Genomic DNA, 21,115 nt, shown 5'->3' with positions numbered 1-21,115 from the left:
AAATGGAAGCAGAAAAAATAATAAAATCAGCACAAAAAAAATCTAGAACAAACTACGGAAAAGACCTTTCAAAGGCTCTGCCGTGGCAGCTTCATGAGGCACTTTCCCTTGCAGCAATGGAAGCTGTAGGGCCTTCTTGGATGGATATGAACAAAGAAAAAAATAAAGGCAGAAAAGCAGCATATCTATCAGCCGAATTTCTTGTAGGAAGAGCCGTGCAAAACAATCTTCTCAATCTGGGCATATCAGCTAAAATAGAAAAAGAGCTCGCAAAAAAAGGAGCGGATTTTAATATACTGGAAGAAGTTGAAGATGCAGCCCTTGGAAACGGGGGACTAGGAAGACTGGCAGCCTGCTTTATGGAAAGCGGAGCCACCATGGGCCTTCCCCTTGATGGATACGGTATAAGATACAGATACGGACTCTTTAAGCAGAAGATAGAAGATGGATTTCAGGTAGAAGAAGCAGACAACTGGGAAAAATATGGAGACCCCTGGTCAGTGAGAAGATACGAAGACGCGCTTCAGATAGACTTTGCAGACTATAGCGTACTTGCGGTGCCATACGACATGCCCATAATAGGCTATGAAGGAAGTAACATCTCAACCCTTAGACTGTGGCAGTCAGAGCCTCTTGAAGAATTTGACTTTGCAAAATTTAACGACCAGAAATATGATCTTGCAGTAGCACAAAAAAACCGCGCCGAAGATATCTCCAGAGTCCTTTATCCAAATGATGATAATGCAGAAGGAAAAAAACTGAGATTCCGTCAGCAGTATTTTTTCAGCAGCGCAGCCCTGAAAGACCTGATAAGAAGATACAAAAGTGAGCACGGAGAAGATCTTTCGCAGTTTGCAGATTACAACGCAGTTCAGCTAAACGATACCCATCCCGTGGTATCTATCCCAGAGCTCATAAGAATACTGACAGACGAAGAAGGCCTAGAATTTGAAGAAGCGCTTGAAATAAGCAAAAAGACCTTTGCATATACCAACCATACAATAATGCCCGAAGCCCTCGAAAAATGGGACGCAAAACTTGTTAAATCACTGGTGCCAAGAGTATATGAAATAATAGAGATGATACACAGCGCATTTGAGCAAGAAAAAATTGAGCTGATAGAAGACGAGCTCATATCCAAGGCCCTCTCACACAGGACAAAGATAATAAAAAACAGGACAGTTCATATGGCCCACCTTGCCATATACGCAGGAAGCTATGTAAACGGGGTCGCAGCAATCCATACAGAGATAATAAAAAGCGACACCCTCAAAGACTGGTATAAACTCTATCCAGAAAAGTTTCAAAACAAGACCAATGGAATAACGCAAAGAAGATGGCTTGCGCTTTGCAACAAAGAGCTTTCAGAGATGATAACCCAAAAATTGTCAGGAAAAGACTGGATAACAGACCTTACACAGCTTAAGATTCTCGAAATATTTGCCGAAGACGAAAAAACAATAGAGAAATTCAGTCAGATAAAAGAGATCAAGAAAAAACAGCTTGCACGGTACGTAATGCACAAAGATGGGATAAAGATAGACCCAGAAAGTATATTTGATATACAGATCAAAAGGCTCCATGAATACAAACGGCAGCTGCTTAACATACTCACTATCCTTTATCTATACAAAGAGATAAAATCAGGAGAACTTACAGATTTCCATAAAACTACATTCATATTTGGTGGAAAATCGGCTCCCGGATACAAGCGGGCAAAGACCATAATAAAGCTTATAAACGAAGTAGCAGAGCTAATCGGCAGCGATCCAGAAGTAAGAGATATAATCAAAGTCGTATTCGTTTCCAACTACAACGTTTCATACGCCGAAAAACTCGTTGCCGCAGCAGACGTTTCAGAGCAGATCTCCACAGCAGGCACAGAAGCAAGTGGCACAGGCAATATGAAATTCATGCTAAACGGAGCAGTTACCCTGGGTACCATGGACGGAGCAAACGTTGAGATAGTAGAAGAAGCAGGACTCGAGAACAACTTTATATTTGGAGCAACAGTAGAAGAGATAAAGAAAATAGAAAAGACCTACGATCCTAAAAAAATATACAACTCAAATCCAAAGATAAAAGCAATTTTAGACATGCTCATAGACGGCAGTTTAGACGATGGAAAAACAGGAGGCTTTAAAGAACTTCATGACTCAATATTAAAAGGAGCCTCATGGCATAGACCAGACCAGTACTTTATAGTCAATGACTTTATGTCAGCCGTAGAAGCAAAGATAAAAGTGAATGATGCCTATAAAGATAAAGCGGATTTTAGAAAAAAATGCTATATAAATATGTGTAACGCAGGCAAATTCAGTTCAGACAGAACTATAATGGACTATGCACAAAATATATGGAAGATAGAAGCTGTAAAGAAAAACAAACAACAAAAATAATTTTTGCGGTACCTGCATAGGAATGTAGGTATCGTTTTTTTACTATTGTAACATTAAAATTGATTTGTAACATCAAATGTGTTACAGTGAAATATAATATGTTACAATAAAACAGAATACGTTAAAAAGGGGAGTTATAATGGATAAAGTAAATGATATTTTAGGAATAGATTTTGTATTTAAAATAATGAGGAATGAAGACAAAGATAAGTTGCCAATTTATCTTTGGGAGTTGTATGATATTTGCTGGGTTGAGATAATTGGCAGAAATTATATTTATGCCAGACTTTTGGATTCAGAGATAACAATAAACTCAATTAAAAAGCACAGAAAAACTATATTTAATATATTTTCAACGGAATGTATATTTGAGATTCATAAAATAACATCTTATCAAAGAAAAAAATTGATTGAATCAAAATTATCATTTATAGTGCCTGAGAAACAGATTTTTCTTGCTTATCTTGGAATAAATCTCACTGATAAAGTCAGTAAAGAAATTAAGAAACACGATATAGGAGTATTTTCAACCGCTTCTCAGATTTTGTTCCTGCACTTGATTTATGATGAAAATTTCAAGGAGATAAACCCGACTGATGCCGCAAAAATACTTGGATTTACAAGAATGACAATGACAAGAGCATTTAATGACATGGAAGTATTGGGATTGGTTTCATATAAAAAAGCAGGAAATAAAAAAATGTATGCCCATTCATTAAACCGGAGCCAACTTGTAATAAAATCACTAGAAAATTTAAAGAATCCAGTTTCAGAAATAATATATACAGACAATAAGGAAATCTTAGAAAATGCACCGATTGCAGGTCTGCAGGCATTGTCAGATATATCAATGATTAATCCTCCTTCCTATGAGATAAGAGCCTTAAAAAAAGATGATGGCAGAATTAAAGAAATAAAGAAATATGGTAAAGAATATATTTCTGAACCTGATTTTTTTGAGTTGGAGCTATGGGATTATGATCCATCAATTTTTCGAAAAAATGGCATGGTTGATGTTGTTTCATTGATTGCATCGGTGAAAGATATAAACGATGATCGTATACAGATTGAAATTGAAAAATTGATAGGGGAGGAAATATAATGGTTAAGGGAATAGAAATTTTTGAAAATTTCTTCCGAGATTTTTCGCAGGAATATATTCTCATTGGTGGGACGGCTTGTGATTTACTTATGGACGAGGCAGGACTTGATTTTAGAGCTACAAAAGATTTAGATATAGTATTGATAGTAGAAGCGCTAACGGAAACATTTGGAGTGAGATTTTGGGAATTTATAACGAGTGGAGAGTATGAAATCAGAGAGAAAAGTAATGGGAAACCAGAACTGTACAGATTTTCTAAGCCTAGGGTTAAGGGATATCCAGTTATGATTGAGTTGTTTTCGAAAACATCAAAAGAAATATTGAAATCTGAAAATATAGTACCAATCCACATAAGTGATAATATATCGAGTCTTTCAGCTATACTGCTTGATGAAGATTATTATAATTTCTTAATAGAGGGAAGGGTGTTTGTAAAAGGGATACCTGTTTTGAATGAATTACATTTGATTCCATTTAAAGCAAAGGCGTGGCTTGATTTAAGTTTAAGAAAGGAATTAGGAAATAATATAGACTCCAAGGACATAAATAAACACAAAAACGACATTTTCAGACTATCGGTGTTAATATCTAAAAACAAAACAGTATCTCTGAATGGAAGTATTTTGAATGATATGATAAGATTTGTAGATCTTATTAAAGACGAACCGGTGGATTTGAAAGCTATGGGAATAAAAAGCAGTACAAAAGAAGATATAATAGATATATTCATAAAGATATATTTATCTTAAAAAATGGGTAAACATGTAAGAGTACAATTATAATGTCCATAAGAATTGGAAAGGAGTTTTACCATGAAAAAAACAACTTTGATATTAAGTATGATAATGCTTGTCTTGTCTCTGGCGCTTTTCGGCTGCAGCTCCACAGATGATACCATACCTGAAAATGATGACGGCAATGTAACAACTGAAGAACCTGCTGCACCGGAGCAGGCTGAAGAAAAGACATTTACTCTGGACGAGCTTGAAGAATATGACGGAAAAGACGGGGCAAAAGCATACATTGCTGTAGATGGAGTGGTATATGATGTAACCGATGTAAAACCATGGTCTGGTGGAGAACATAACGGCTATGAGGCGGGAAAAGATTTAACAGAAGAAATTAAAAATGTATCCCCGCATGGTGTATCAAAACTGGAAGGAATTACGGTAGTAGGAAAGCTTGGGTAAGGGGGAATTATGTACTCAATACTTGGTTGGCTTAACGCGGTTCTGCTTACACTTATGGTTATGCCCTTCGCCTTGATACGTGCAAACAAGATGATTTTCAAGGGCAAAAACAAGAATATCCAGAGCCTTACAAGAATGCTGCGAAAAATTCACAAACAGATGGGATTTGTTCTTGTTGTGACTGGAATTGTCCATGGTTACCTTGCGCTTGGGGGGTTAAGGCTTCACACAGGGACACTTCTTTATTTATCCCTGCTGCTTACAGGTACTATGGGGCTATTGTTTTATCTAAAAAAGAAGAAAATTTTTCTTCAGCTTCACAGATATTTTGCAGCGCTCGTTATAATGCTGCTGGCCTTGCATCTCATATTCCCGTCAGCGCTTAATTATTTTTTGAGGTGAAATATATAAAAATAATAAATCGGAAGAATCAGGTATAACATCCTGGTTCTTTTTTTGCAAAAAAGTTACACATAAAAATCTGTACCTTCAAAATATAAACAATCTGACCATTTTCAAAAGAACAGAATAAAGGTATCATATTGAGTAAACAAAAAACAATATAATATCAGAGGAGAACATTGAAATGCAGACAAATCAAAAGTACATCGGCAGCAGGACTGCTACAAGAACTATGATTATCAATGGATTGTTTATCGGGCTTACACTTTTGGCTACAATGTCAATAAATGTAAGGCTGCCATTTATGGGAAACGGGGGACTTATACATCTTGGAAACGTACCGCTGTTCATAGCAGCGATTGTTTATGGCAGAAAAACAGGAGCTATAGCCGGAGCATTTGGAATGGCAATGTTTGATATAATTTCAGGATGGACTGCGTGGGCACCTTTTACATTTATAATATGTGGTGCTATCGGATATGTTGTAGGGGTTATTTGTGAAAAATCAAGAGGAAATGCATACATAACCAATAGCATTGCTATATTTGCAGCATGTATCATAAAAGTGGCGGGATATTATATTGCAGAAGTGTTGCTGTATGGAAACCCTATAGCACCAATAGGTTCAGTTCCAGGTAATGTAATGCAGATACTTGTTGCCGGAATAATAGTGATTCCAGTTGTAGACAAGCTTAAGAAAATAGCACTTAAGGGAGGATTCTAATGCTCAAGATAATGACGCCTGGACCTACACAGGTAAGAGAGAACGTAAGGATGAAAAGGAGTATCGAGGTTACAAATCCCGATCTGGATCTGGAATTTTATGATTTCTACAAGGATACCTGTGACAAACTAAGCAGGATTTTAAAAACAGAAAACTCTTCATATATACTCAGTGGAGAGGCTATACTTGGTCTCGAAGCGGCATGTGCTTCTTTGACGGAGCCTGGAGACAGAGTGCTTGTTATAGACAACGGAATCTTTGGAAGAGGCTTTGAGGATTTCGTAAAGATGTATGGCGGAGAGGTCGTACTTTTTGAAAGTGAATACGACAGACCAGTTGACATAAGCAGGCTGGCTGCATTTCTTGAAAAAGATTCTGATTTCAAATATGCGACTGTTGTTCACTGCGACACGCCGAGCGGGGTACTTAATGATATAGAAAAAATCTGTACTCTGTTTGATTCGCACGGGATATTATCGGTAGTAGATTCGGTTTCAAGCATGTTTGGACAAGATATATGCGTAGACACGAGTCATATAGACATAATATGCGGAGGTTCACAAAAGGCGCTGTCTGCACCGGTTGGGATAACACTTGTTTGCGTCAGCGACAGGGCTTTTGCATCCATGGAAGCCAGAAAATCTCCAATAAGTTCGTTTTATGCCAACCTTCTCAACTACAAGGATTACTACATCAACAAGTGGTTCCCATACTCCATGCCAATCAGCGACATATATGGGGTAGCTCAGGCAATAGATAATGTAATAGAAGAAGAAGGATTTGTCCAAAGGCACAAGGATATAGCTCAGGCTGCCAGAAAAGCCCTAACACAAGCTGGACTGGAGTTTTATCTCAAATCAGGATTTGCGGATACTATTACGGCGATCAAAGTGCCTCAGGGTTTGACGGATTCCGATATACTGAGAATTATGAAAGAAAAATATGGAGTCATGATTGCAGGCTGCTTTGGATGCCTTAGCGGAAAAGTTATACGCATAGGCCACATGGGAGAAAATGCCAATGTAGAAGACATGAAACTTGTAATGGATGCACTTCAGGGCGCACTTAAAGAACTAGGATTTGAGCTTTCGTGCAATTTAAAGGAAAGTTTTTATGCGATTTTTTTGACACTGTCTTTCATATAAACTATAATAAATCATAAGCTTATACCAATCTTATAATGAAAGGATATTAAATTATGGAAAGCATAACCCAAAAACTAAAAGCGCTTCCAGGCAAGACAGGATTTTTCTACAAAAACCTCGAAACCGGAGAGACAATTGCGTGGAATGAAAACGAAAAATTCATACCTGCGAGCGTGATAAAGCTTCCTGTGCTTATGGCTATATTCAATCTGGCAGAAAGCAGAGCCGCTGATCTTACTGAGTACATAAAAATAAAGCAGGAAGAAAAGATGCCAAGCTGTGGAGCTCTAAATTCCTTCACAGGAGAACCAGAAGTTGACATACGCACACTTTGCAATCTGATGATAACGATAAGCGACAACACAGCCACAAACGTTCTTATTTCACATTTTGGAACTGAAAAACTGAATGAAGTATTCACTGATATGGGGCTTGCGGATACACGCGTCAACAGAAAGCTTTTTGACATGGAAGCTTCAAAAAAAGGAATCCAAAACAGCGCCACACCCAAAGAGATGGCATACCTGCTTGAAGAACTTCATTTCAACAGATTCATAAATGAAAAAGTGTCAGAAGATATAAAAGAAATTCTGCACCGTCAGCAGATAAACCACAAGATAAAAGAGATGCTGCCACCGGGTACCAGAGCGGCTCACAAAACAGGAGAAGACGACTACATATCAAACGACGTCGGAATAATATATGCAAAACAGCCATTCATATTTTCGTTTTTTTCAAATGACACAAAGGTATCAGACGTAAACAATTTCATGAGAAATACTGCACTTCAGCTTTTTGAAAAATGCAATTTGGATGCTTAGCTGATATGATAGAAACTACACAGATCATTGAAAATCTCATGAACAATCTCTCAAGAGGGCTCGTGTTTGTGGACAGCGAAAAGCGCATTTCCATATGCAATCAGAAAGCCAGAGAGATAACAGGCATAGATTTTGACCGTACCAATACTCACGAAAGCGGGGAGATAATGCCAGGTGATATTGTCGTGATAGCAGACAACGCACTTGGAGACGATGACGGAGACCTCACAGTCGAAGATCTGGAACTGATAAACATAAGAGACAGAAAAATCAGGACCGGAGATATGATAATAGGGGCTGGAGTCTACAAAAACCGAAAAATAGAACCGGTATACAAGTATATAAGAGGACATCAGCTAAATACTCCCTTTGAGATGGACACCAGATATCTGGGCTTTCATATAAATGTAAAGATAGATTCATCGAAAAAAAATATAATCATAAGCGTAAACGGAAAGACCTTTGCAATGAACTTTTTTAATGCGATTGGCCATATTGTAGTAATAGACGGGGTTAACGGACAGATAAAGTTCTTCCAGATGCCAGGCTACAGTGTACGTAAAGAGGCAGCCGGAACTCTTATAAAGGGAGCGCGATTTCTCGCAAAAAGAAGCAGTAACGAAGAAGAATTCCAGGTTATAGGTAAAAAGCTGCTCGAGGTGTTTGATGAGAGTGAGCTTACCAGGAAGGTGTTTGAGCTTCTTAAAGGAGACGAAGACCAGATAAAGGACGCGCTCTACGAAATAAATCGAAGGCCTTTTATATGTTCTATTTTTCCACTCAAAAATGTAGAAGAAAACCAGACCAGAGGCGTGTTTATGATGCTTCAGGACGCAACTGAGCTAGAGGCACTGCTCGATGACAGAAATCGCATAATCGAAGAAATAGAAAAGCAGCACAAGGTCCACCGTTCATACAAAAAGTCCTTTCCAAAAGACGCATTCAAAAAAATTGTCGGCAGCGGTCCACTCATACAAGATATCAAATATCTTGCCTACAAAGCCTCTCAGACCAAATTCAACGTTATAATAACGGGCGAAAGCGGAACTGGAAAATCTCAGCTCGCAAGAGAGATACATAACATCGGGAACCCTAAAGCACCTTTTGTAGAAGTAAACTGCAACGCCATTGCACCAACTCTGTTTGAAAGTGAACTGTTTGGATACGTAGGAGGTGCTTTTACAGGTGCGTCCACATCAGGAAAAGAGGGATATTTTGAGGCAGCAGACGGCGGCACGATATTTCTCGATGAGATAGGAGAGATTCCGCTCGAAATACAGGTGAAACTCCTTCATGTGCTTCAGAACAAGACCATCTACAGGGTGGGCTCATCAAAGCCGATAAATGTAGATGTAAGAGTTGTTGCAGCCACAAACAGAAACCTTGAGGAAGAAGTCCTCGCAGGAACATTCAGGCGAGATCTGTTTTACAGAATAAACGTGTTTCCAATTGACATCCCTCCGCTTCGAGATAGAAAGACAGATCTTTATCTTCTTATAAATCAGATAATGAAAAGAATCTGTGAGCAGTATGACATATCAGTAAAGCAGTTTTCGGGGGAAGCCCTTCGCAAGATGCTTTCATACAGCTGGCCGGGAAATGTAAGGGAGCTTGAGAACGTCATAGAAAGAGCCATAACCCTTTGTGAGACACCGCTTATCTATCCGGAGCATATAAATATATCCGAAAAAAAGATTGCGGTAACCATGAAAGATCTGCTTGCTCATGAAGAGGTCAGGATAATCGAAGAGGCACTTGTAAGGAACAATTCTGACAAGAAAAAAGTAATAGAGGAACTGGACATATCCAGATCCTCCTTCTATGAAAAATGTAAAAAATATGATATACCGGTTTAATGCTTACAAAAATATGCAAAAAAATTAAATATTTATATAAACGCGAGGTGGTCTTGCCGAAATACGTGAGACTATCTCGTTTTTGTTTGTCTGTGCAATCTTTGCTGCTTCATCAATGCTCATGGTGTTGTTTGAGCCGTCACCATAGATAATAACCAGATCGCCTTCTTCAGCGTCAGGTAGGCCTGTAAGATCTACCATGCACTGATCCATGCAGATTATTCCTATGACAGGGCATTTTACACCTCTTATTGTAACATATCCGCCCTTGTTCATATTTCTGGGATATCCATCAGCATAACCAAAAGGAATGGTTGCAATCCTCGTGTCCTGAGGTGCTTTCCAGATAAAGTCATATCCAGCTCCCTCGCCCTCAGGGATATCATGAATCTGAGATATGCGGCTCACAAAAGAAAGTGCCTGCCTTACATCTATGCTTCCCTTGTGATAACCTTTAAGGCCATACAAGAGCGCTCCAGGCCTTACCATGTTCATGTGATACTGTGGATAGTCCACGCAGGCTATGCTGTCAGCAATGTGCTTATATCTGAAAGAACATCCGCGAGATTCAGCCTGAGATATTATCTTGGTGAATTTTTCATACTGAAGCTGGTTTTCCCTGTCTCCAGCAAGTGCCAAATGAGAAAATATCCCCTCTACATCTAGATTTGGCAGAGAACATATATTTACAATTTCATCCACGCTCTCAGTGCCTAGTCTGTGAAACCCAGTATCCACCTTTATGTGAATCTTGGCAGATCTGCCGGATTTTTTTGCAATTTCACTGAGCTTTTCCGCCTGAGCCAGTGAGAATACGGTCTGAGTTATGTTTTTTTCAACTACAAGATCAAGCAGGCGGTCAGGAGTATGTCCCAGTATAAAAATGGGATAATCACTGTAGGTATTTCTAAGCTCGAGCGCTTCAGAAAGTGTCGCTACACCAAGATATGAAGCTCCGTGCTCCATCAATGCAGGTGCAATGGAGCAGCTTCCGTGGCCATAGCCATCAGCCTTGATTACCGCCATTACATCAACACTTTCGCCTGCCATTTCCTTTATATTTTTTATGTTGCCTGCCATTGCAGAAAGATCTATCTTTACGCAGGTATCCCTGACGATGCGATTACAGCCATTTGTATATTTATTTGATTCCAATGGATTACTTCCTTTCATTTTTTCAGTCAGCCTTTATCTCAAGCAATTTCAGGACACTCATTATTTCAATCAGCATCCCTGATTTCATGCTCTCTTCATCGGGGCAGTAATATCCGCTGTGAAGAACATCAGAAGATATGCTTCCCTCTTTTTTTGTTCCCAGGTTAAAATAAAGGGACTTAACAGAATTGGTAAAATATGAAAAATCATCAGAGCCAAGGCTGGGCTCAGGCATAAAATGTATACGCTCAGTACCAAGATTTTCCACTGCTATATCGTGGACTGCATCAAGCAAAAAATCATCATTAACAAGGGCGGGATAACTGTCTTCAAAAGAAACTGCAGCTCTCGCCCCAAATGCCTCTGCAGTAGAAGTTGAAAATTTCAACACACAGTCTTTTATATATTGCTGGGTATTATTGTCAAGCGCCCTTATTATGCCTGAGAGAACTGCAGTTTCAGGAATTATATTGTTGGCAGTTCCTGAGTGGAATTTTCCAACCGTTATTACTCCTGGATTTGCAGGAGACAGATTTCTGCTTATTATGCTCTGAAGTCCAGTCACTATATGTGAAGCAACGACTATAGGATCCACCCCGTCATCAGGATGAGCACCGTGGCACGATTGGCCGTGTACAAGTATTTCAAACTCAGTAGAGGCAGCATTCATCTTTCCCTTGCAAAACTCTATATCTCCTGAGCTCACAAGTGGCGCAACGTGGAGCCCTATTACGGCATCTACATCGGGATTTCGCAGGCAGCCTTCTTTTATCATTCTTTCAGCGCCCCCCACGGTTTCCTCTGCGGGCTGAAAAAAGAATTTTACCGCTCCGCAAAACTCATTTTCCAGAGCCTTAAGTATCTTTGCAGATCCAAGCATTACAGCGGTATGGACATCGTGACCGCAGGCATGCATTACCCCTTTGTTCATAGATTTAAAGTCTATATCGCACATCTCCTTTACAGGAAGAGCATCTATGTCAGCCCTTATTCCCACACCGCGAAACTGCTTTTTGATTTCACATTTCTTTTTTCCCTCAATCCAGGCCACGATTCCATTGCCCGCAACATTGGACCTGTAATCTATATCCAATCCTTGCAGATATGAGCTTATTTTTTTAGCTGTGCGCACCTCATTTTGCGAAAGTTCAGGATGCATGTGCAGATCCCTTCTTATTTCAACTATTTCATCATAAATCTCATCTATCCTTTTTTTTATATCCATAAAACCTCCTAAATGTATTTTTTGACTATCCCTTAGACTCAGGCTCGATACTTTCTAAATCCTGAAATCAGAATATGGAACTGGTTCATTGGTATCATCGTAAAAATGCCACCACTCTCCGTCATAAGGCCTAAACCCACACCCAATCATGACAGATCTCATATAATTTGCATTGCCCCTGAGCTTTTCTGGGGTATCTTCACAGCTAAGAGAAGCCGCTGGCACGAACTCATCAAATCCGCAGGGCATGGGAACTTCAGTTCCTTCCATGTCGGTCAGCGTTATATCAACGCACATACCGTTCATGTGCGAAGTTCGAAAGCTTTTCAGGACAGACATGTCAGGCGGCATTGCGACAAAATTATTATCAGGCAGAATCTCAAAAAAACGCTTCTGTGCGCTTATAGGTCGATAAGCATCCCAGAGCTTTACTCTGTAGCCAGCATCTCTGAATATGTTTTTTGCCGCTATTAGGAGCAACGCTGTATTTCTATCTATGTAGCATTCACAAGATATATAAATTTTTTCACCTGTAAAATTATCACTGCCTGCATACTTAAGATCTATTATAAAATCATCGTCCATATCAAGCAGCTTGACCAGATTACCCATAGTATTCATTATAACCTCCAAAGTATCTAAGTTAATTATATTTCAAAAATGTGAAAATTCATATATAATAAAAATATGCAATAAATGTGCCAAAAACAAAAATATAGCAAGAAGGCAAAATTATAGGAGGAAGTAGCCCAAGACGGCGAAAATAATAATATGAAGATAATTGATACACACTGTGATACGCTTCTCAGATGTTTTCTAGACAAAAACTGGAAGCTGTCAGATAATGAAGGCCACATAAGTATCGCCAAGATGCAGCAAGGAGGAGCTCTGGCACAGTTCTTTGCCATATACATAGACAGAGATGAATTTCCAGACATGGGTCATTATGACAAATTCAACGAGATGCACAAGATATATGAGAGGGAAATCTCGGAAAACTCGGGCTCAATAGCCAAGGCGTTCTGCGAAAAGGATATAATCCAAAATGCAGCATCAGGAAAGATATCCTCAATACTTGCAATCGAAGACGGCGTAGTGATAGCAGACAGCATGGAGAGGCTGGATGAGGTGTTTGAAAAAGGAGTAAGACTCATTACGCTCACCTGGAATTATGAAAACAGCATAGGATATCCATGCAGTAACAACATGCAGCAACACATGAGAGGACTCAAGCCATTTGGAATAGAGGCCGTTGAAAAGATGAATAATCTGGGAATAATTGTAGACGTATCCCACCTTTCAGAAGGTGGATTCAATGACGTCGCAAGATATTCAAAAAAACCATTTATAGCATCTCACTCATGCGCCAGAAAGCTGTGTGATCACAGGAGAAACCTTACAGATAATCAGCTGAGGACACTAGGAGAAAAAGGCGGCTTTGTCGGAGTCAATTTTTGCTCAGCATTTCTGAGAGAAGGCTCTGAGTATGCGACAATTGATGACATAGTAAGGCATACAGTATACATGGCAGACAAGGCTGGGATAGAGTCTGTAGGAATGGGGTCTGACTTTGATGGCATAGAAAATGGACTCGAGATGAAAGACTACGCGGGATATCCACTTGTGGTGAATGCACTGGAAAAGCATTTCAGCCAGACAGATATAGAAAAAATATGCAGCAAAAACATGATGAGAGTAATAAGAGAAACGATGTAAAGGTATTTAAGAATAAAAGAGCAAGAATACTAAAAAAAAGCTGAAGTCCAAGTGACTTCAGCTTTTTTTTAGTATTGCGCTGGCAAGGGCTACCGCCTGGGTCAGCGAGGCGAGAGTGAGCAAGGCAAGCGCTGAGTAGACAGTGGGTACGATTTTTTTTGATTTTCCGTATCCAGGAAGAGTAACGAACTGTTTTTCAATAGTTATATCTTTTGACTTGAGCAGCTTGTAGAATTCATCTACACCTACAGGCGATATAAGTCCAAGCCTGAAAAAAGGTATGCGCATTGCGTGTGTTTGGCAACCATTTATGTAGAGATAGATTCCGCGTTTTGTAAGCACTGCCTTATCTACTATATCAAGGCTAAGCTGCACTTTTTTTCTGAGAAGGAGATTATGATAGATTACCTGAACCTCATCAAACTCAGTGTAAAAAAGCTTGAATCCAAATATCAGCAGGGAACATAAGATAAGATAGGATATGTTCATAGCTACCGTAGCGGGCACGTTATAGAGCGATGCCGAACTCAAAATGTCTAACGTGACAATAATATGAAATATAAAAAACCTGACTGATACTAGCAGTGTAAGCAGTATAAGGAATACCTGCTTGGACATGGAAGAATAATAATACCTTATTTTTTTCATGATTTACCTCCTCGAATTATATTTAATTATACATAGAGTTAATGCATATGTAAATATTCAGGCAAACTAAATTTGCAGAATTGTCCAGAAATATGGAAAAACCGTACATAAATATGGACAAAAAACATGGATAAAAAACCAAATATACAGAAAAGTCTGTTGTTTCCAAAACAAACAAAAAATGGCACGATAATTGCATAAATTAAAAGCGCCGGCAAAACAGTTTTTTTAAACATAGTGGATCAGATTTTGATCACACAAAGAAATTGTACTTAGGAGGAATTAAGCCATGATGAATTTTATTTGGGTTGGCCTTGTAGTTATCGCAGTAATTGCAGGGATTTTTACGGGAAATATTGCAGCTGTACAGGAAGCGCTGTTCAGTTTTGCAGACACGGCGGTTGAAATTGTATTTGGTCTTGTGGGAGTAATGGTATTTTTCACAGGACTCATGTCAGTAATGGAAAAAGCGGGTCTTTGCGAAAAACTTGGAAAACTTATAGGACCAGTTATGAAGGTTCTTTTCCCTGACGTACCACCGGAGCATCCGGCGATGAGTTCAATGGCACTTTACTTTGCAGCCAACATACTGGGGATTGGAAATGCGGCTACACCATTTGGACTCAAGGCTATGGCGGATTTGCAGACACTTAACAAGACAAAACACATAGCAACAGATGCACAGTGTATGCTTCTTGCTATAAGTACTACATCAATAACACTTCTTCCAGTTACACTGCTTGCACTTCGTTCATCGGTACAGGTAGAAGGAGCGACAGAAGTCGTAGGGCCTATAATACTTGCAACTACAATTTCAACTATAGTTGGGATTGTTTCAAGTATATTGCTTAGTAAGACAAAGAGATTCAAGCTGGAAAACGTAATAGAAAAAGAAAAGCTTGCTGGAACACTGGAAATAAATGAAGCTTATGTTGGCAAAGATGCCATTAACTTATAGGAGAAAGAGGAGGACAAGCAAATGACAGCAGTATTAAATACAATTTCAACATATGCAATACCACTGGTACTTCTTTTTATTCCACTTTATGCAATCATCAAGGGAGTAAAGGTATATTCAGTATTTACAGAAGGAGCTAAAGATGGTCTTTCTACAGCGGTAATGATAATTCCTTATCTTGTAGCAATGCTTTGCGCTATTGGAATGTTTAGGGCTTCAGGAGCTATGGACTGGCTGGTTAGCATAATCAATCCACTTACAAGTCTTATAGGAATGCCGGGAGAAGTGCTTCCTATGGGAATAATGAGATCATTCTCAGGTGGAGGAGCCGTAGGAATGACAGGAGACCTTCTTACTGCCTATGGAACACAGACTCAGATAGGAAGAATAGCATCTGTAGCAATGGGTTCAACAGAGACTACATTCTACATAATTGCGGTATATTTTGGATGCGTAGGCATAACAAATGTAAGACACTCAGTGGCTGCAGGACTTATCGGTGACGTAGCATCTCTTATTGCAGCGACGCTTATAGTTAACATAATGTGGTTCTAAAAGGATAACAGAAAGAAAAAGAAGGAGCAAAAATGAGATATCCAAAAAAACTTGAAGTGGGAGCAACCGTTGGCCTTATAGCCCCAAGTTCACCAATTTCATCTGAAAGAATGGAAAAATGCATAAGTGCCGTGGAGAGTCAGGGCTATAAAGTAAGGACAGCAGACAATCTCACTCAAAACTATGCAGGATTTATGGCAGGCGATGGAGAAGTCAGAGCAAAGTGGATAAACTCTATGTTTGCAGACCCTGAGGTAGATGCAATATTTTGCATAAGAGGAGGCTACGCGGGAAACCGAGCCATGGAGTATCTGGATTTGGAAACTATAAAAAACAATCCTAAGATATTCGTGGGTTACAGCGATGTTACCAGCATGCACCTGGCGATAAACCAAAGCTGCAATTTTGTTACATTTCATGGACCAATGGTATCTTCAAACATGGTAGACGAATTTGATAATCTGACAAAAGAAAGTTTTTTCAAAACTCTCAATGCAGAAGAAAAATACGAATTTAAAAATCCCCAAGGGCAAGATATAAAAGTTCTCAAAGAAGGAAAAGCAACAGGAGAAATTACAGGTGGAAATCTTGCAATCCTGTGTTCTTCTATGGGAACCGAGTATGAAATAAACACAAAAGGTAAGATATTATTTATAGAAGATGTGGGCGAAACTATCAGCAGAATAGACCGTATGGCGTATCAGCTTCTAAATTCTGGAAAATTAAAAGATTGCGCAGGTATAATTCTTGGACAGTTTACAGAATGTTCAAATGATGAAGTTCCCGAATATACAGAAATTGAATGCTTTGCAGACGCAATGAGAGGCATAGACGTGCCAGTAATGTACAACATTCAATCAGGGCACGACCATCCAATGATGACACTTCCGCTTGGAGGGGTCTGCACAATGGATACCTTCAAAAAGACATTAGTATTTGAAGCCCCAGAAAGATAAATTGTACAAGATTGGAGAAAAAATAATGATCAGACAGATAAAAAACTCAGAGCTGTATTTCGACGGATGCAGTACGGTTGAGCTTGCAAAGAAGTATGGAACGCCTCTTTATGTACTTTCTGAGACAGATATAGTAAGCAGATTTAGAGAGCTGAGGGAAGGGTTTACACAGAAATATGAAAATACCAGAGTCGCATATGCGGCAAAGGCATTTGGCACAATGGCCATGTTCAGGCTCTGTCAAAGAGAAGGCATATGTATTGACGTAGTTTCAGCAGGAGAGCTCTATACAGCAATAAAAGCAGGCTTTCCACCTGAGATGATAGAATTCAACGGCAACAACAAACTGCCATATGAGATAGAGATGGCTCTGGGCTATGGGATAGGGAGATTTATAGTAGACGGTCTATGTGAGACGGACCTCATAGAAGCTATATGCAAGGAAAAAGGAAAGACGGCCAGCATACTCTTCAGGATAACGCCTGGAGTAAAATCGGATTCCCATGACTATATAGTTACAGGCAAAAAAGACTCCAAATTTGGGATACCTCTTGACGAAGATGTGCTTTACCCTCAGATCAAAAAAGCCATAGAGTCAGAATATATAAACTTCCTGGGATTTCATTTCCATGTGGGATCACAGCTCCATGACAACTCTTCGCATCTTCAGGCTGTGGAGACTATCCTTGAGCATACGGGCGAAGTAAAGCGAAGATTTGACTATGACATAAAGGAGCTCAATATAGGAGGCGGATTTGGCGTTAAATATACAAACGAGGACAGGAAGTCATTCTCATACTTCCTCGACCCAGCAATGGAAATGATAGAATCATACTTCAAAAAACTGGGAATTAAAAGGCCGGAGATAGTAATAGAGCCGGGTAGGAGTATAGTAGCAGAAGCTGGAATAAGCCTATATACTATAGGAAGCATAAAAGAAATAAAGGACATAAGAAAGTATGTATCGGTAGATGGAGGCATGACAGACAATATAAGACCAGCCCTCTACCAGGCAGTCTATGATGGCGTGATTGCAAATAAGGCTGATCAAGAGAAGACAGAAAAAGTAACAATATGCGGAAAATGCTGCGAGTCCGGAGATATACTCATAAGAGATATAGACATTGCAAATCCACAAGCAGGAGATATCTTCGCAGTATTTTCAACGGGAGCATACGGTTACTCCATGGCTTCCAACTACAACAAGAATCCAATTCCTGCCGTAGTACTAGTAAAAGAAGGAAGAAGCGAGCTTATAGTAAAAAGGCAGAGCTTTGATGATATGATACAGAATGAGATAATCCCAGAATCACTTAGATAAGCCCCAGCCTTTTTATAAGATAAGGTATAGCCATTTCAAAACATACACCGTATCTTCTTTCCTGATTCATGCTCTCTGTCAGCTTGATACATTCGTAAGTGTAATCCACAGCTATCTGAGCAGCTTCAGCTAGAGAAAAGTTGTGCATAATGCCAGCCAGGAGGCTGCTTGCAAATATATCCCCAGTCCCGTGAAATATTGCGGGATTTTTTTCGTTGAAGGCATAATCTATGCTTCCTGTAGTCTTGTCATAGCATACAGCTCCAAGGCTTTTATCATCATAAGAAATCCCTGTGAGTACAACCTTATCAGGACCCAGATTGGACAATCTCACAAGCATATCTTCTATATATTTTTTGTCATAGTTATTTCCTATATATTCTTCCTCGAGCAAAAAAGCAGCTTCAGTCAGGTTTGGGACTATTATATCCGCCTTTTCGCACAGTTTTTTCATGCCAGTTGCCATACTCTTTGAATAGACGCTATACATCTCTCCCTGGTCAGCCATAACAGGATCGACAAGTATAATAGTATCTGAATCTCTAAAAGATTCAAAAAGATTGCTCACAATTTCGATCTGGTCATAAGAACCCAAAAATCCGCTGTAAAAAGCATCAAACTTTAGGCCCAGAGACTTCCAATGATTGGCTATAGGCTCTATATCCAAGGTCAGATCGCGATAGGTAAAACCATCAAAACCTCCCGTGTGGGTAGAAAGCACCGCAGTGGGAAGAATACTTGTATCAAAACCCGCAGCAGAAAGTACAGGCAGAGCTACCGTGAGAGAACATCTTCCAACACACGATATATCATGTACTGCTGCGATTCTTTTTTGTATTTTCATTATTGCCTCCAATTCTTTACATACTTCAATTATATCAGCAAACTGTTATCTGCAAAAGTGACAGTTTGCACAAAAATACAAAGTACAGAAGCGAAGTATCATAAGATATTGATATTAATAAGGTAGTAAAAAACCATCAATTGTAATATAATATTAAATAAAAGATTGAAAATTCAAAAAATCAAAAACCCAAAAATCAAAAATCCACAAACAGGGAGGATGACATGAAAAACACACTAGAACTTCCCATATACCTCTTTCATCAGGGGACATCAGAGCAGGCCTACGAGCTTCTTGGTGCGCATCCGCATATAAAAGGGAAAAAAAGGGGATACATATTCAGGACATGGGCACCAAATGCTGTAAACGTATACGTCACAGGCGAATTCTGTAAATGGAAAGCCAGAGTCAATTCCATGAAAAAAATCAGTGGTCAGGGAATATGGGAGCTCTTTATAGAAGACGTAAAAGACCTTGATATGTACAGATATATTCTCGAAGATGCCAGCGGAAAGCTTCACGAAAAAAGCGATCCCTATGAATTTCATGCGGAAACTCCGCCCGCCAGCTCATCTAGAACCTACGATATTTCAGGCTACCAGTGGTCTGATAAAAATTGGATGACCTACAGAAAAAATTTAAATCCATACAAGGAACCTATGAACATATACGAAGTTCACCCAGGCTCATGGAGGAGATACGAAGATAAGAATACCTTTGACTATATAAAGCTTGCCCAGGAGCTCATACCCTATGTAAAGACTATGGGCTACACACATATAGAACTCATGGCTATTGCAGAACACCCTTTTGACGGATCGTGGGGATACCAGGTCACAGGCTATTATGCACCCACATCCAGATTTGGAACTCCAAAGGATTTTATGAAACTGGTAGATATGTGTCACCAAAATGGGATAGGAGTAATACTGGACTGGGTTCCTGGACATTTCCCCAAAGACGCTTTTGGGCTGATCAATTTTGACGGATCTCCCTGTTACGAATACAGCGACCCCTTCAAAAACGAACAAAAAGAATGGGGGACCATGGTATTTGACTGGGGCAGGAATGAAGTAAAGAGCTTTCTTATATCAAACGCCATGTACTGGTTTGAAAAATACCACATAGACGGACTAAGGGTAGATGCGGTGGCATCCATGCTATATCTGGACTATGGAAGAGAAAAAGGCCAGTGGACTCCAAATATTCACGGGGGAAGAGAAAATCTCGAAGCAGTTGAATTTTTCAAAGACCTGAACAGGTCTGTGCTGACAAACTATCCCGGAGCGCTTATGATAGCAGAAGAATCAACCTCATGGCCCATGGTAACCAAACCGCCTTATTTAGGGGGGCTGGGATTCAACTTTAAATGGAACATGGGCTGGATGAATGACACCTTGGAATACATGAAATACGATCCTATGTACAGAAAATACAGACACAATGCTCTGACATTTTCCATGACCTATATATACTCCGAAAACTTTGTGCTACCTCTTTCACATGATGAAGTAGTGCACATGAAGGGTTCTATGATAAACAAGATGCCAGGCACTTACAATAACAAATTTGCAAATCTCAGAGCCTGTTACGGATATATGACAGCTCACCCGGGGAAAAAACTCCTCTTTATGGGAGGAGAATTTGCCCAGTTTTCCGAGTGGGATTATGCCGGGGAACTGGACTGGAACGTGCTTGAATACCCCGCCCACGCCAATATGCAAAAATACGTTGCAGATCTCAACCACTTTTATCTCAAAAATTCAGAGCTATGGGAAGTTGAAGAGAGCTGGGACGGATTCAGATGGATAAACGCTAACGACTATGAGCAAAATATAATAATATTTTCCAGAATAAACACGAAATTAGAAGAAATAATAGTGATTTGTAATTTTGCACCAGTAAAAAGAACAAATTATAGCATAATGGTTCCTAAAATGGGAATATATAAAGAAATGATGAGCAGTGATGACATCAGCTATGGAGGAGAAGGAAACCATATTCCTCATACCCAGGCAGTAAAAGATGAAAACGGAATATTCATAAGTGTTGATATTCCGCCTCTTTCAACCGTATTTTTAAAAATATCATAAAATAA

At 39.4% G+C, this 21,115-nt stretch carries 20 protein-coding genes; 15 read left to right on the top strand and 5 right to left on the bottom strand.

The annotated features are described in order from the left end of the window. Positions 1-2 precede the first annotated feature (2 nt). From G558_RS0102190 to G558_RS12080, 9 genes are all read left to right on the top strand, one after another. Positions 3-2,399 (top strand): glycogen/starch/alpha-glucan phosphorylase, encoded by a 2,397-nt coding sequence (locus tag G558_RS0102190; protein WP_028828710.1) that lies wholly within the window; start codon positions 3-5, stop codon positions 2,397-2,399. 139 nt (positions 2,400-2,538) lie between these two features. Continuing rightward, entirely contained in the window at positions 2,539-3,501 is a 963-nt protein-coding gene (locus G558_RS0102185) for a helix-turn-helix domain-containing protein (RefSeq protein ID WP_028828709.1), read from the top strand. After that, positions 3,501-4,250 carry a hypothetical protein gene (locus G558_RS0102180; protein ID WP_028828708.1) on the top strand — a complete coding sequence of 250 codons (750 nt, stop codon included), beginning with the start codon at positions 3,501-3,503 and terminating at the stop codon, positions 4,248-4,250. Before G558_RS0102185 ends, G558_RS0102180 begins: the two co-directional genes overlap by 1 nt. Before the next feature lie 63 nt (positions 4,251-4,313). Continuing rightward, the gene (locus G558_RS13580) at positions 4,314-4,691 is read left to right on the top strand and encodes a cytochrome b5 domain-containing protein (RefSeq protein WP_036931397.1); all 378 of its coding nucleotides are present in this window, start codon (positions 4,314-4,316) and stop codon (positions 4,689-4,691) included. Positions 4,692-4,700: 9 nt separating this feature from the next. Then, positions 4,701-5,093 (top strand): hypothetical protein, encoded by a 393-nt coding sequence (locus tag G558_RS12090; protein ID WP_051188407.1) that lies wholly within the window; start codon positions 4,701-4,703, stop codon positions 5,091-5,093. Positions 5,094-5,277: 184 nt separating this feature from the next. Next, positions 5,278-5,817, top strand: a complete 540-nt coding sequence (locus G558_RS0102165; RefSeq protein ID WP_036931395.1) for an ECF transporter S component — start codon at positions 5,278-5,280, stop codon at positions 5,815-5,817. Further along, positions 5,817-6,962 carry a pyridoxal-phosphate-dependent aminotransferase family protein gene (locus G558_RS0102160; RefSeq protein ID WP_330363771.1) on the top strand — a complete coding sequence of 382 codons (1,146 nt, stop codon included), beginning with the start codon at positions 5,817-5,819 and terminating at the stop codon, positions 6,960-6,962. Before G558_RS0102165 ends, G558_RS0102160 begins: the two co-directional genes overlap by 1 nt. A 53-nt stretch (positions 6,963-7,015) precedes the next feature. Further along, on the top strand, positions 7,016-7,783 hold the full coding sequence (locus G558_RS12085) for a serine hydrolase (protein ID WP_051188406.1): 768 nt from the start codon (positions 7,016-7,018) through the stop codon (positions 7,781-7,783). 5 nt (positions 7,784-7,788) lie between these two features. Further along, positions 7,789-9,639, top strand: coding sequence for a sigma-54 interaction domain-containing protein (locus G558_RS12080; RefSeq protein ID WP_036931394.1), 1,851 nt, complete (start codon positions 7,789-7,791; stop codon positions 9,637-9,639). Between the two features lie 24 nt (positions 9,640-9,663). Here G558_RS12080 and alr read toward each other — a convergent pair whose 3' ends face one another. From alr to G558_RS0102135, 3 genes are read right to left on the bottom strand one after another with little or no spacing between them, the layout of a single operon-like run. Beyond that, the gene (alr, locus tag G558_RS0102145) at positions 9,664-10,794 is read right to left on the bottom strand and encodes an alanine racemase (RefSeq protein ID WP_242825193.1); all 1,131 of its coding nucleotides are present in this window, start codon (positions 10,792-10,794) and stop codon (positions 9,664-9,666) included. Positions 10,795-10,816: 22 nt separating this feature from the next. Continuing rightward, positions 10,817-12,019: a M20 metallopeptidase family protein gene (locus G558_RS0102140; RefSeq protein ID WP_028828703.1), complete on the bottom strand. Its 1,203-nt coding sequence runs from the start codon at positions 12,017-12,019 to the stop codon at positions 10,817-10,819. Positions 12,020-12,073: 54 nt separating this feature from the next. Next, on the bottom strand, positions 12,074-12,640 hold the full coding sequence (locus G558_RS0102135) for a M15 family metallopeptidase (RefSeq protein WP_036931392.1): 567 nt from the start codon (positions 12,638-12,640) through the stop codon (positions 12,074-12,076). A 150-nt stretch (positions 12,641-12,790) separates the two neighbouring features. Here G558_RS0102135 and G558_RS0102130 point away from each other — a divergent pair, with 150 nt between their 5' ends. Continuing rightward, positions 12,791-13,735, top strand: coding sequence for a dipeptidase (locus tag G558_RS0102130; RefSeq protein ID WP_028828701.1), 945 nt, complete (start codon positions 12,791-12,793; stop codon positions 13,733-13,735). Between the two features lie 57 nt (positions 13,736-13,792). On the opposite strand, the gene G558_RS0102125 is transcribed toward G558_RS0102130, so the two are convergent. After that, entirely contained in the window at positions 13,793-14,383 is a 591-nt protein-coding gene (locus G558_RS0102125; RefSeq protein ID WP_028828700.1) for a hypothetical protein, read from the bottom strand. Positions 14,384-14,672: 289 nt separating this feature from the next. On the opposite strand from G558_RS0102125, the gene G558_RS0102120 reads away from it, so the two are divergent. The 4 genes from G558_RS0102120 to lysA are packed head-to-tail and all read left to right on the top strand — an operon-like array spanning position 14,673 to position 18,173. After that, complete coding sequence (locus tag G558_RS0102120; protein WP_028828699.1) at positions 14,673-15,341, top strand: nucleoside recognition domain-containing protein; 669 nt, start codon at positions 14,673-14,675, stop codon at positions 15,339-15,341. 21 nt (positions 15,342-15,362) lie between these two features. Beyond that, positions 15,363-15,896, top strand: a complete 534-nt coding sequence (locus tag G558_RS0102115; RefSeq protein ID WP_028828698.1) for a spore maturation protein — start codon at positions 15,363-15,365, stop codon at positions 15,894-15,896. Positions 15,897-15,928: 32 nt separating this feature from the next. Further along, the gene (locus tag G558_RS0102110; RefSeq protein WP_028828697.1) at positions 15,929-16,852 is read left to right on the top strand and encodes a S66 peptidase family protein; all 924 of its coding nucleotides are present in this window, start codon (positions 15,929-15,931) and stop codon (positions 16,850-16,852) included. 25 nt (positions 16,853-16,877) lie between these two features. Further along, entirely contained in the window at positions 16,878-18,173 is a 1,296-nt protein-coding gene (gene lysA, locus G558_RS0102105) for a diaminopimelate decarboxylase (RefSeq protein WP_028828696.1), read from the top strand. Here lysA and G558_RS0102100 read toward each other — a convergent pair. Then, positions 18,166-19,017 (bottom strand): pyridoxamine kinase, encoded by an 852-nt coding sequence (locus tag G558_RS0102100; RefSeq protein WP_028828695.1) that lies wholly within the window; start codon positions 19,015-19,017, stop codon positions 18,166-18,168. The genes lysA and G558_RS0102100 overlap by 8 nt on opposite strands. A 224-nt stretch (positions 19,018-19,241) precedes the next feature. On the opposite strand from G558_RS0102100, the gene glgB reads away from it, so the two are divergent. Further along, the gene (gene glgB, locus G558_RS12075) at positions 19,242-21,110 is read left to right on the top strand and encodes a 1,4-alpha-glucan branching protein GlgB (protein ID WP_051188404.1); all 1,869 of its coding nucleotides are present in this window, start codon (positions 19,242-19,244) and stop codon (positions 21,108-21,110) included. Positions 21,111-21,115: the final 5 nt, after the last annotated feature.

Origin of the sequence: Proteocatella sphenisci DSM 23131 (assembly GCF_000423525.1) — a bacterium.
GTDB classification, from domain to species: domain Bacteria; phylum Bacillota; class Clostridia; order Peptostreptococcales; family Filifactoraceae; genus Proteocatella; species Proteocatella sphenisci.
The sequence above is the reverse complement of the archived record's forward strand: the minus strand, read 5'-3'. Positions and strand labels throughout refer to the sequence as shown.

Bases quoted from the DNA above. Each gene is read 5' to 3' on its own strand.
- G558_RS0102190 (WP_028828710.1), top strand. From the start codon at position 3: ATGGAAGCAGAAAAAATAATAAAATCAGCACAAAAAAAATCTAGAACA.
- G558_RS0102185 (WP_028828709.1), top strand. From the start codon at position 2,539: ATGGATAAAGTAAATGATATTTTAGGAATAGATTTTGTATTTAAAATA.
- G558_RS0102180 (WP_028828708.1), top strand. From the start codon at position 3,501: ATGGTTAAGGGAATAGAAATTTTTGAAAATTTCTTCCGAGATTTTTCG.
- G558_RS13580 (WP_036931397.1), top strand. From the start codon at position 4,314: ATGAAAAAAACAACTTTGATATTAAGTATGATAATGCTTGTCTTGTCT.
- G558_RS12090 (WP_051188407.1), top strand. From the start codon at position 4,701: ATGTACTCAATACTTGGTTGGCTTAACGCGGTTCTGCTTACACTTATG.
- G558_RS0102165 (WP_036931395.1), top strand. From the start codon at position 5,278: ATGCAGACAAATCAAAAGTACATCGGCAGCAGGACTGCTACAAGAACT.
- G558_RS0102160 (WP_330363771.1), top strand. From the start codon at position 5,817: ATGCTCAAGATAATGACGCCTGGACCTACACAGGTAAGAGAGAACGTA.
- G558_RS12085 (WP_051188406.1), top strand. From the start codon at position 7,016: ATGGAAAGCATAACCCAAAAACTAAAAGCGCTTCCAGGCAAGACAGGA.
- G558_RS12080 (WP_036931394.1), top strand. From the start codon at position 7,789: ATGATAGAAACTACACAGATCATTGAAAATCTCATGAACAATCTCTCA.
- G558_RS0102140 (WP_028828703.1), bottom strand. From the start codon at position 12,019: ATGGATATAAAAAAAAGGATAGATGAGATTTATGATGAAATAGTTGAA.
- G558_RS0102135 (WP_036931392.1), bottom strand. From the start codon at position 12,640: ATGAATACTATGGGTAATCTGGTCAAGCTGCTTGATATGGACGATGAT.
- G558_RS0102130 (WP_028828701.1), top strand. From the start codon at position 12,791: ATGAAGATAATTGATACACACTGTGATACGCTTCTCAGATGTTTTCTA.
- G558_RS0102125 (WP_028828700.1), bottom strand. From the start codon at position 14,383: ATGAAAAAAATAAGGTATTATTATTCTTCCATGTCCAAGCAGGTATTC.
- G558_RS0102120 (WP_028828699.1), top strand. From the start codon at position 14,673: ATGATGAATTTTATTTGGGTTGGCCTTGTAGTTATCGCAGTAATTGCA.
- G558_RS0102115 (WP_028828698.1), top strand. From the start codon at position 15,363: ATGACAGCAGTATTAAATACAATTTCAACATATGCAATACCACTGGTA.
- G558_RS0102110 (WP_028828697.1), top strand. From the start codon at position 15,929: ATGAGATATCCAAAAAAACTTGAAGTGGGAGCAACCGTTGGCCTTATA.
- lysA (WP_028828696.1), top strand. From the start codon at position 16,878: ATGATCAGACAGATAAAAAACTCAGAGCTGTATTTCGACGGATGCAGT.
- G558_RS0102100 (WP_028828695.1), bottom strand. From the start codon at position 19,017: ATGAAAATACAAAAAAGAATCGCAGCAGTACATGATATATCGTGTGTT.
- glgB (WP_051188404.1), top strand. From the start codon at position 19,242: ATGAAAAACACACTAGAACTTCCCATATACCTCTTTCATCAGGGGACA.